Origin of the sequence: Adhaeribacter aquaticus DSM 16391, assembly GCF_000473365.1 — a bacterium.
Classification (GTDB): domain Bacteria; phylum Bacteroidota; class Bacteroidia; order Cytophagales; family Hymenobacteraceae; genus Adhaeribacter; species Adhaeribacter aquaticus.
The window spans coordinates 4,365,343-4,377,007 of record NZ_KI421517.1 but is presented as its reverse complement, the minus strand read 5'-3'; the positions used below and the strand labels follow the sequence as shown (position 1 = coordinate 4,377,007).

Below are 11,665 nucleotides of genomic sequence, written 5' to 3'. Positions count from 1 at the left end.
AATATAAATAACCTGAGGTTAATATCTATACATGAACGAAGTACAAGAGCAAAAAACATCAAATTATTCAGCAGATAGTATACAGGTTTTAGAAGGTTTAGAAGCAGTTCGTAAACGTCCGGCCATGTACATTGGCGACATTGGCGTTAAAGGCTTGCACCACTTAGTTTGGGAAGTAGTTGATAACTCTATTGACGAAGCATTAGCTGGTTACTGCGATACCATAGATGTTTTCATTCACGAAGATAATTCTATCACTGTTTCTGATAATGGTCGGGGCATTCCAACTGATTTTCACCAAAAAGAAGGAAGATCAGCCCTGGAAGTTGTAATGACTGTATTGCATGCTGGTGGTAAGTTTGATAAAGATACATACAAGGTTTCGGGTGGATTGCACGGTGTGGGGGTTTCCTGCGTAAACGCCTTGTCCACTGATTTAACCGTAACTGTTCATCGCAACGGTAAAACATACGAGCAGGGTTATAAAATTGGTATTCCGCAGTATGAGGTACGGGAAATAGGAGAAACCGAACGTCATGGAACTACGGTTCACTTTAAACCAGATGATTCAATTTTTACCTTTACGGAATATAAATATGATACGGTTGCCAGCCGTTTACGGGAGCTTTCTTTCTTAAACAAGGGTATCCGGATTAATTTAACAGATCTGCGTGAGAAAAAAGCCGACGGGAGTGTACTTAATGAATCCTTTTTCTCGGAAGGTGGCTTAAAAGAATTTGTTTCCTATATAGAAGAAACCCGTGAAAACTTAATTCCGGAACCCATCTATGTGGAAAGTGAGAAAAACGGTATTCCGATTGAAATTGCGCTGCAATATAATTCTTCCTATACCGAGAATATTTTCTCTTATGTAAACAACATTAATACCATTGAAGGTGGTACCCACGTAGCAGGTTTCAGAAGAGCTTTAACCCGTACTTTAAAAGGTTATGCGGACCGTTCTGGTATGTTGGAAAAGGCTAAGGTAGAAATTCAGGGCGATGACTTCCGGGAAGGACTTACAGCTGTTATATCGGTAAAAGTACAGGAGCCTCAATTTGAAGGCCAAACCAAAACAAAGTTAGGCAACTCTGATGTAATGGGCGCCGTGGATGTAGCCGTAGGAGAAATGCTAACTAACTTTCTGGAGGAGAACCCGCGTGAAGCTAAAATTATTATCCAGAAAGTAATTCTGGCGGCGCAGGCGCGACAGGCAGCCCGCAAAGCCCGCGAAATGGTACAGCGCAAAAGCGTACTGTCCGGTACTGGTTTGCCTGGTAAATTAGCAGACTGTTCTGAATCAGATCCAGCAAAATGCGAAATCTATTTAGTAGAGGGTGACTCGGCTGGTGGATCTGCGAAGCAGGGTCGGGATCGTAAGTTTCAGGCAATTTTGCCTCTAAGAGGTAAAATCCTGAACGTGGAGAAAGCTCAGGAACACCGCATTTACGAGAACGATGAAATTAAGAATATGATTACGGCTTTAGGGGTAAGCTTTGGAACAGCTGAAGACCATAAAGCTTTAAACATGGAAAAATTACGGTATCATCGGGTGATAATCATGACCGATGCGGACATCGATGGTAGCCACATCCGTACCTTAATCCTGACCTTCTTCTTCCGGTACATGCGGGAGCTAATCGATAAAGGTTATATTTACATTGCTTTGCCTCCTCTTTATTTAGTAAAAAAAGGAAAAGAAGAACGGTACTGCTGGACAGAACAAGAACGTGCTGAAGCTATCAAAGAATTAGCGAAAGGTGGCAAAGAAGATTCGGTAGGAGTACAGCGCTATAAAGGTTTAGGCGAAATGAACCCAGAGCAGCTTTGGACTACTACCATGCGCCCAGAAACCCGCAGTTTAAAACAAGTAACCATTGAATCCGCGGCTGAAGCAGATCATTTGTTCTCGATGTTAATGGGGGATGAGGTGGCTCCTCGCCGCGATTTTATTGAACGTAATGCTAAATATGCAAATATTGACGTCTAATATAAAAGCAGAGAAAATATTTTAAGAGACAAAATAAAAAAGCTTGCTTCGGCAAGCTTTTTTATTTTAAAAAATGAAAATTTAACTTGGTTTCATGCTGGATAAATTAAGATATTTAACCAGAAATTAAAGTAGTTTTTAGAATCTTACGTAAAAGCAAAAGTAGTAACGTAACGCCCTTTTGCCGGGCTTAGTGAAAGTATAGAAGCATGCATCCGAATAAAATATCCGATCAGATTAAGAAGAGTAAGTACATTAGCCGCGATCTAAGTTGGTTACGATTTAACTATAGGGTATTGGATCAGGTTAAAAACCCAACTAAGAGTTTATTTGATCGGCTTAAGTTCCTGGCTATTACAGCCTCTAACCTGGATGAATTTTTCATGATCCGGGTAGGCAGTTTATATAACTACATTGATTACAATAAAGAGCGGGTTGATTATTCAGGTTTACGGGAAATGCCTTTCCGGAAAAAGCTGTTAGAGTTTGCTCATAGATTTGTTAATGATGCTTATCAAACGTATCAGAATGAGTTGGTTCCGCTCTTTGAGAAACAGGGTTTTGGTATATGTAAAATTGACGAATTAACGGAAATAGAACAACGGAAAGCTAGTTACTATTTTAAAAATACCATATTCCCGTTACTTACACCAATGGTTTTTGATAACTACCATGGGTTCCCATTGCTTATGAACCAGATATTAATATTTGGGGTGGTTACTAAAACAGATGAAGCAAAAGCACAAAACAGGTTAACCTTTATTCAGATACCGCAAAATCTTGCCCGATTCTATGAAATTCAAAGAAAAGACAAACTAATATTTGTTCCTATTGAAGAAATAATCCGGTGGAAGATTGGGAAATTGTTCCGGAATGTAGAAGTTGTTTCGGTTAACCTTTTCCGGATTACCCGCAACGGAGATTTTACCTTAGAGGAAAGTGATGATATTGATGCGGACTTTATCCAGGAAATAAAATTAAAACTGAAGACCCGGAAAAAAGGAAGGGTTGTAAGGGTAGAAATTGAACGAAATGCTTCCCAGTTTATGCTCAAGACTTTGAAAGAACGCTGGAGCATAGATAACGGGAATATATTTTCTGTTAGTAATATCAATTTAATTGATTTTAAAGGTTTATGGCAAATTATCCGGCACACAAATTTTAAAGATAAGCTTACTAAACAACCTTCACCCGTTTTACCATTAAGCCTTCCGCTGGAGCAAACGGATAACCTATTCACTTACCTGAAAAAGCGGGATGTTTTATTGCATCACCCATACAATAGTATGGAGCCGGTAGTACGGTTATTAGAACAAGCTGCTGAAGATCCTTATGTTTTGGGTATAAAACAAACCATTTACCGGTTGGCAGATCAGTCGCGGGTAACGGCTGCTTTATTAAAAGCAGCTGAAAACGGGAAGCACGTTTCAGTGTTGTTTGAAGTAAAAGCCCGATTTGACGAGGAACGAAATATAAAAGAAGGAGAGAAGCTGGAGAAAGCGGGGTGCTTTGTTATTTACGGCATAAGTAAATATAAAACGCATACCAAAATGCTTATGATTATCCGGAAAGAAGGAGAAAAAGTAACGCGGTATATTCATATTGGTAGTGGTAACTACAACGAGCAAACCAGTAAGCTTTATACCGATATAAGTTTATTAACTACCGATGAGACCTATGCCCATGATGTGTCAGAGTTTTTTAATGTAATTACAGGACACTCATTGCCAAACGACTACCAATATTTAATTACGGCGCCTAAAGACATGCGTCAGCAGATTATTGAGCTGATTCGGGCAGAAGCCAAAAATGCTAAAAAAGGTCTTGCCAGTGGAATTGTCATGAAAATGAATTCTTTAGAGGATAAAGAAATCATAGATGAGTTTTATAAAGCTTCTAAAGCCGGGGTTCCTGTACGGTTAATCGTGCGGGGAATCTGCTGTTTACGTCCTGGGCGTAAGGGCTTAAGTGAAAATATTGCTGTAAGCTCTATTGTTGGTGAATTTCTGGAACATAGCCGGTTATTTTACTTCCATAACAACGGTGAGTCTAAAGTATATGGGGGTAGTGCCGATATGATGGTCCGTAGCTTTGACCGCCGGATTGAGGCCATGTTTTTAATAGTAAATGAGGACCTAAAACGGGAGGCGATCAAAATCTTAAGCTACAACCTAAAAGACAATCAAAATACCTATATCATGCGCGAAGATGGAGCTTACATTAAAAAGCGGGAAGCGCATGAAAAGGCATTTAATATTCACCGGGAGTTTTACAAGCTGCGTGTTGAGCCGGAAGAACCTATTGATTTATTTGAGTATTGTTCTAAAGAAAGGGTTGAGGCTATTAAAGAGGTAGCACCCAATCCAGAATAAAAATTATTTATACTTTTCGTATAAGGCATGTAATATACCGTCTTTTAAACCAACGGTAGGAACCAGCATGCTTTCTATTTTCGCCCATTTCATGGCTGACAAATAAATTCTTGATGCCGGAACAATTACATCGGCCCGATCAGGGTTAAGTAGCAGTACACTCAATTTATCTTCCATTGACATGACTTCTAATTGCTCAACAATTTCTTCAATTTGCTTTCTGAAGATAGGCTTACCGGCCATTTTGCCGGCCATTTCATAAATTTTACCAATGTTACCACCCGTACCAATAGCGCGGGTAACGTGGTTTTTACGTGCATTTTCCTTTACCCATGCCTTCATATCGGCCCACATCTGGTTATCATCAACGTTTTGCTGATAACGTATAGAACCCATCTCAAATGAGCGGGAGGCTACTTTCTGGTGATTTACATAAACATTAAATTCTGTACTACCTCCACCAACATCAATGTGCAGGTAATTTTTATCATCCAGTAAATTATATATAACTTTATTAATTAAATCAGCCTCTGTTTCGCCATCAATAACATTAATTTTCATTTGAAGCTTTTCACATACTTCCCGAATTATATCCGGGGCATTGGTAGCCTGCCGCATAGCAGAGGTGGCACAAATCATGTAATCTTTTACTTCATGCAACTCCATTAATAATTTTAAGGCATGAAGAAATTTAATGAATTTTTCTTTTTTTTCGTCTGAGATAAATCCACGGGTAAAAACGTCATCCCCAAATTTCATGGGGTAACGAATGTATTCAACTCTTTTAAAAATATTTGTTTCGTTATAAACCAGAACATTAGAGATTTGACATCTTACTGCATTTGACCCTATATCAATAGCTGCTAACTTCAATCTTTAGATTTTTAAATTGTTAAATTTTTACCAAATATATAACACAAATAAAAAAAACAGGAATAATGTTGTTTGTTTTTTAAATAACGTTTAATGTTTATAAATAATATATTGTAAAAGAGGTTATTACCTTGTATTTTTACAATTAAGGTTATTTCTTTTGAATTCATTTAATGAAAGCCCAGCCTAGTCAGATAAGCTTAAATAAATATACTATTATTATAAAAAACTTAATGTTTGCCGGCATTATATTCTGATACTTCAACTGTAGGAAATAGTTATAATATCTTTAGAAGGGTGATATTTTTTTGATACTTAATCAGGCGTATTGAAATCTTCTTTCCAATCAAATTATTTAACAGATTTAAGGCTTTCCCATAAATTTAGATAAGCTTGTTTAGAAATTTAATTTAACTTTGAGTATCTAAGTTACCTGCCTTATTGCTTGTCTTTCGGCAAGGTTAAATTGATTTTAATATTCCATGAATAAAACAATTGTAGATATTTTTATTCCCTGTTTTATAGACCAGCTTTACCCCGAAACGGGCCTAAATATGGTAAAGGTTTTAGAGAAGCTGGGCTGTGAGGTACGTTATAACCCTAACCAATCTTGTTGCGGGCAACCTGCCTTTAATGCTGGCTTTATAGAAGAAAGTAGTAGGGTAGCGCATAAATTTTTAAAGGATTTTTCAAACGAAGAAACGCATTATATAGTCAGTCCATCAGCCTCCTGCGTAGGGATGGTCCGTAATGCCTATCCGGATATTTTTGTTACTTCTTCGGAGTTTACCAACTACCGTAATCTAGAAAAAAAGGTAATGGAATTTAGTGAATTCCTGATTAATGTTTTGCAGGTAACTAAAATACCAGATGCTACCTTACCGGCAAAGATTACTTATCACGACTCTTGTAGTGCTTTACGGGAATGTGGCATTAAAGCCGGGCCTCGGTTGCTTCTGCAAAATATAAGCGGGCTTGAATTAATTGAGATGGACGATTCAGAAACCTGCTGTGGGTTTGGCGGTACTTTTGCCGTTAAATTTGAATCTATTTCGGCGGCAATGGCTGAACAAAAAGTTGAAAATGCGCTGGCTTCAGGTGCCGAATATATTGTGTCTACAGACACCAGTTGCTTGATGCACTTGCAGGCCTATATTAAGAAAAATAATAAACCCTTAAAAGTGTTGCATTTAGCTGATGTCCTTGCTAAGGCCATTTAAATACAAAAGGCTACCAATTCGGTAGCCTTTTGTATTTAAAATCTATATTCTAATTTGTCAATAACGGTTTTCTTTACTTTTTCGATTTTAACAAGTTTCGTTGTTTCAAACATCGTACTTTGTTATGAACAGGTACTATGGCTAAAAATGTAGCAACATTGAGTGCTACACAAAAAAGCAATACATAATTGATAATTTGATTCTTGCTTTCTGCTATTTTCGCAAACCCAAATGTTATTAAACTTATTGCGGTTAATATCAAACCAAGCGTAAAAAATAAGTTTTTAGCATATATTAACTTATTTAGCTTATGCTGATAGTCAGATTGGTCATCGTAGGAATTATTTCTCATTAATTTTACAGAGTTAGTATCTATCTCCATAAACAAGATTCCTTTCTAATCCAGAACTATATCAACCCCTTGTTTAGTGGTTAATTCAAATTAATAAAATTAATATTAAAAATACAATAAATATTTAATATAATCCTATTGGTAACACAGTTGAATAATTACTATAGGTGATCCTGTATTCTGTCTCTTAATGAAGGGGAGGCCTCTACTAATGGTAATCTTACAGAAGCACTACAAATTCCAAACATCTCTAATATTGCTTTAACACCTACTGGATTGCTCTCTTCGTACATAAGTGGATTGATATCTACCAGTTCAAACAGAATGGAACTCGCCTCAGTAAAATTAGCGTCCATGCCTAAACGAACCATTTTAGAAAATTTACCAGGGAATGCATTGGCAAGAACTGATATCACCCCTTCGGCCCCAAAAGTAAGCATAGGAAGCGTTAGCATGTCGTCGCCGCTAATTAGCATAAAACCGGCTGGTTTGTTTTTGGCAATTTGCATACATTGCTCCAGGTTGCCAGAAGCTTCCTTGATACCAATAATATTATTATGCTTAGCCAGGCGCAGGGTGGTTTCAGCGCTAATATTACTGCCCGTTCTGCCAGGCACATTATACAAAATTACTGGTACCGGGCTTGTCTCAGCTATTTGCACATAATGCTGGTAAATGCCCTGTTGTGAGGGCTTATTATAATAAGGAGAAACAGATAATAAAGCTGTTATGCCGGTAAAATCGGTAGCTTTTATGCTTTCCAGAACACTTGCTGTACTATTACCACCTAAACCATATACCAGAGGTACCTTACCATTTACATATTGTTTTATAAAAGCCAGCAGTTGTTCTTTCTCAACTTGGGTTGTTGAAGCAGATTCAGCTGTTGTGCCGTTTATAACTAAATAATCTACCCCTTCAGTTAGGGTAAAATGAAGGAGTTTTTCCAGCCCTTCATAATCTATTTGATAATCTTTTGTAAAGGGTGTAACCAGGGCAACGCCCGTACCTCTTAGTTTATTCATTTTTAATAGTTAATAACGGAAATAGGTAATCTTCTAAATTCCGAACGTCAAAAATAGGTACTCTAAATCGTAATTCAAAAGATATTACCCGCTTATCATGGCTAATAACTCTTGTTCCGAAATAATTTTTATACCCAATTCATTTGCTTTTTCCAGTTTAGACGGACCCATTTTATCGCCGGCAACTAAATAAGAAAGCTTTTTAGAAATAGAGCTGACAATCTTGCCCCCGTTTCCTGTTATAATGTCTTGTAATTCTTCCCGGCTATACAATTCAAAAACACCCGAAATAACAAAAGTTAATCCGGCTAATTTTGTGCTTAAAGCTTCCGCTTTCTGTTGGTTGCTCTTTAGTTGCAGACCTGCCTGATGAAGACGCTCAACTAAAAGAATATGTTCCGGATCCTGAAAATAACTTATGATTGATAACGCGATGCGGTCACCAATTTCCGGTATTTCAATCAGGTCTTGGTAGGAAGCGTGGCGCATGGCAGTTAAATCTGGAAAATGCTGGGCTAGTTTGGTAGCTACCGTACTACCCACAAAACGAATTCCCAGCGCAAATAAAACCCGATCAAATGGAGCTTCTTTTGACTTCTGAATAGCATTCAATATATTTTCTACTGTTTTTTCCCGGAAACTTACCTTGCGGGATTTACCAGTCAACTCATCTTCAAACACTTTTTCCAGGCCAAAAAGCTTATCAAAGGTTAAATCATAAAAGTCTGCCGCTGATCTAACTAAACCTTTATCATAAAGCAACTCAATTTTTCCTTCTCCCAGGCTTTCTATATTCATGGCTTTCCGGCTAATAAAATGCTCCAGTTTTCCTTTTACCTGGGGTGGGCAGCTTTTATCGTTTGAGCAATAAAAATGCGCTTCGCCTTCTGTACGCACCAAAGGAGTGCCACAGGCAGGGCAATTCTCCAGGTACTTTATTGGTTGACTGCCAGGTATGCGCTGTGCTTTATCTACGCCCGTTATCTTTGGAATAATTTCGCCCCCTTTTTCTACAAACACTACATCTCCTTCATGTATATCGAGGCGTAATATTTCATTGGCATTATGGAGGGAAGCCCGCTTTACGGTAGTTCCGGCTAATTGAACTGGGGTTAATAAGGCTACTGGGGTAACTGCCCCGGTACGGCCTACCTGGTATTGAATGGCTTTTAAGCGGGAAGAAGCACTCATTGCTTTGTATTTATAGGCAATGGCCCACCGTGGGCTTTTAGCGGTATAACCTAATTCTTCCTGCTGATGAAAATTATTAACCTTTACAACAATACCATCTGTAGCAATAGGTAATTCAAAGCGTTTGGTTTCCCATTGGTTTATATAAGCCAATACTTCATCAATAGAAGCACATTTTTGGTAGGTATCAGAAACCTGGAAACCCCAGGATTTTAAGGCAGCTAAGGCTTCAGCATGCGTTTCAAAAGGTAAGGAGCTGCTTAAAAAAGCATAGGCAAAGCAACTTAACTTCCGTTTGGCTACCATGCCTGAGTCTTGTAATTTTAAAGTGCCTGATGCCGCGTTTCTTGGATTAGCTAATAATCCTTCGCCGATATCTTCGCGTTCAGCATTTAATTGTTCAAAAACAGGTAGGGGCATAAAAACCTCGCCGCGGACTTCAAACTCTTCCGGATAATCCTGCCCCTGTAATTGCAAAGGAATTGATTTTATAGTTCGTACATTTTCTGTTATATCATCGCCACGTGTACCATCGCCGCGGGTTACACCTTGCGTTAGTTGCCCATTCTGGTAAGTTAAGCTAATAGCTACCCCATCAAACTTTTGCTCGCAAACATATTCAAAATCACCTTCCAAAACTTTCATTACCCGTTTATCAAATTCCCGCAAGTCTTCTTCTGAGTAGGTATTTCCCAGAGAAAGCATTGGATACTTATGAAAAACAGTTTTAAAGTTTTTGGTAATACTGCCGCCTACCCGCTGCGTGGGGGAATTGGGGTGCCTATAGTCTGGATACTGAGCTTCTAATTTTGTTAGTTCTTCCAGCAGCATATCAAATTCATAATCTGATACCTCAGAAGTACTGTTTTGATAATATTGGTGATTTAAATGGTGAATACGATTGGTTAAATCTTTAATTCTAGTCGCGGCTTGTTCTTCGGTCATGAATGGCTACTATTTTACTGTTTTTACAGGGCTAAAACGGGGAAGTTCCTGGCTTTTTTCTGGTTTGTTAAACCGGGATATTAAGCTAAAGTTAAATTATCTGGCAATTTCAGAATAATTTATTAAATTAAGGCAATACTTTTTTACTCTACTTTACGATATAATTAAAAAGCAACTTACAGCAAAAGTACAACCCTTAAATATTTTTATAGTATAGCACAATAGGCTGGCTAATAATATAAAAGGGTGCGACGACAGAAGGAGAATTATAAATGAATTTCGACAAAAAAAATAAAATTAATACCCCACGAGATTCTGCTTTTTCTAAAATAGAAAAAGTACATCCTTTCATGATGATGCTTTATTTAAGTATTGGGGGCATAGCTATTTTATTTCTGATATTAGTAGTAGCTTATTTACAAACCAGATCTTTGGATGCTAATGCCGTTCAGTATAAATTTCCTAAATATTTTAATATTAGCACTTTACTGTTATTAGTCAGTAGTTTTACATTAAGAAAAACGTTGCCGGCCTATAAAAAAGAAAATTTACCTAAGCTTAAAAGATTTTTCCTTTACACCATTCTTTTAACATTTTGTTTCGTTTTCTCCCAATTAGGCGGCTGGAATGAAATATCCAGAAGTGGCGTGAGTTTTGCCGGTATGGCCACAGGTACCTATATTTATTTGTTATCGGCATTGCATGCTGTGCATATACTAGCTGGTTTGGGGTTTTTATCTTTTTTATATTTTAAGGCACAGCATATGGCTGCTGATCCAATCCGGACCCTGATTTATATCAGAAACCCATTTGTATTGCAGCAAATTAAAATGCTCAATTTATTCTGGCATTTTATGGGTGGTTTGTGGTTGTTTTTATACCTGGTATTCTTATTTACTATGAATGGGTGATTTTCTTAAAGTTCAGCTGTTAAACCTTGTTGTTACCAGAAGAAATTTATTTATAAGTGGCAGCTAAACTGTAGTGCCGATACTGGAACAGAGGACTAAGTTTCGAATTTTCTTTTAGTTCTAAAATTTTTCTTGTTCAAATTTCTGATTTAATAATAAGATAAATCAGCATCTGCTATAATTGCGTTCAAACCTATCTCCATAGGTTAGGTATAATTTTTTCTTTGCTTAAAGCAACATTATTATTTCTTTTTCGAATACTAGGGTTTTTGAACTAAAAAATTCGCCTGCTAATGATGTACGATACGCCTATTATGACTGAAACTACAAAGAATCTGGCTTTAAAGCAGCGCCTTTTAACTGAATGTATAAAAATTCAGAATGCGCAGATACAGAATGCTAAAAGCGCAATGGATGAAGCTCAGGAAAGTGCCAATGAACACCAGGGAGCCATAGAAGATAAATTTGAATCGTTTAGGGAAGCATGCCAGATACAACGGGATATGTTTGCTAAGCAACTGGACGAGTCTATCTCTACAATGGCTATATTAAAAAGAATTAATGCAACTAAAGAGAATAAAAATATTATGTTAGGTAGTGTTATTATTACTAACCTGCAGAAGTTTTTTATTTCGGTAAGCATAGGTGAAATAACTGTAGAAGGGGAGAAGTTCTTTGCAATCTCAGCTATGTCACCTTTATTTAAAGCAATGGTTGATAAAACGGAAGGGGAGGAATTTTCTTTTCGGGATAAAACTTATAGAATTGAAAGTATTTTCTAAAATA

The 11,665-nt window shown here is 37.4% G+C and carries 8 protein-coding genes; 5 read left to right on the top strand and 3 right to left on the bottom strand.

Features of this window, described 5'->3' with window-relative positions:
* The first annotated feature begins 31 nt into the window (after nucleotides 1-31).
* Both gyrB and ppk1 read left to right on the top strand, forming a co-directional pair.
* A complete protein-coding gene (gyrB, locus tag ADHAQ_RS0121720; RefSeq protein ID WP_026464720.1) occupies nucleotides 32-1,990 on the top strand; it encodes a DNA topoisomerase (ATP-hydrolyzing) subunit B in 1,959 nt (652 codons plus the stop codon).
* A gap of 209 nt (nucleotides 1,991-2,199) precedes the next feature.
* Nucleotides 2,200-4,362 carry a polyphosphate kinase 1 gene (gene ppk1, locus ADHAQ_RS0121715; protein WP_026464719.1) on the top strand — a complete coding sequence of 721 codons (2,163 nt, stop codon included), beginning with the start codon at nucleotides 2,200-2,202 and terminating at the stop codon, nucleotides 4,360-4,362.
* 3 nt (nucleotides 4,363-4,365) lie between these two features.
* On the opposite strand, the gene ADHAQ_RS0121710 is transcribed toward ppk1, so the two are convergent.
* Nucleotides 4,366-5,235, bottom strand: coding sequence for a Ppx/GppA phosphatase family protein (locus ADHAQ_RS0121710; protein ID WP_026464718.1), 870 nt, complete (start codon nucleotides 5,233-5,235; stop codon nucleotides 4,366-4,368).
* Nucleotides 5,236-5,717: 482 nt separating this feature from the next.
* On the opposite strand from ADHAQ_RS0121710, the gene ADHAQ_RS0121700 reads away from it, so the two are divergent.
* Nucleotides 5,718-6,455, top strand: coding sequence for a (Fe-S)-binding protein (locus tag ADHAQ_RS0121700; protein WP_026464717.1), 738 nt, complete (start codon nucleotides 5,718-5,720; stop codon nucleotides 6,453-6,455).
* A 513-nt stretch (nucleotides 6,456-6,968) separates the two neighbouring features.
* Here the strand turns inward: ADHAQ_RS0121700 and dapA are convergent.
* Nucleotides 6,969-7,832, bottom strand: coding sequence for a 4-hydroxy-tetrahydrodipicolinate synthase (dapA, locus tag ADHAQ_RS0121690; protein ID WP_026464715.1), 864 nt, complete (start codon nucleotides 7,830-7,832; stop codon nucleotides 6,969-6,971).
* 84 nt (nucleotides 7,833-7,916) lie between these two features.
* Nucleotides 7,917-9,968: an NAD-dependent DNA ligase LigA gene (gene ligA / locus ADHAQ_RS0121685; protein ID WP_026464714.1), complete on the bottom strand. Its 2,052-nt coding sequence runs from the start codon at nucleotides 9,966-9,968 to the stop codon at nucleotides 7,917-7,919.
* Between the two features lie 272 nt (nucleotides 9,969-10,240).
* Between ligA and ADHAQ_RS0121675 the strand changes: the two genes are divergently transcribed.
* Nucleotides 10,241-10,879, top strand: coding sequence for a cytochrome c oxidase subunit 3 (locus ADHAQ_RS0121675; protein WP_026464713.1), 639 nt, complete (start codon nucleotides 10,241-10,243; stop codon nucleotides 10,877-10,879).
* Between the two features lie 293 nt (nucleotides 10,880-11,172).
* Nucleotides 11,173-11,661 carry a hypothetical protein gene (locus tag ADHAQ_RS0121670; RefSeq protein ID WP_245590647.1) on the top strand — a complete coding sequence of 163 codons (489 nt, stop codon included), beginning with the start codon at nucleotides 11,173-11,175 and terminating at the stop codon, nucleotides 11,659-11,661.
* The last annotated feature ends 4 nt before the right edge of the window (nucleotides 11,662-11,665 follow it).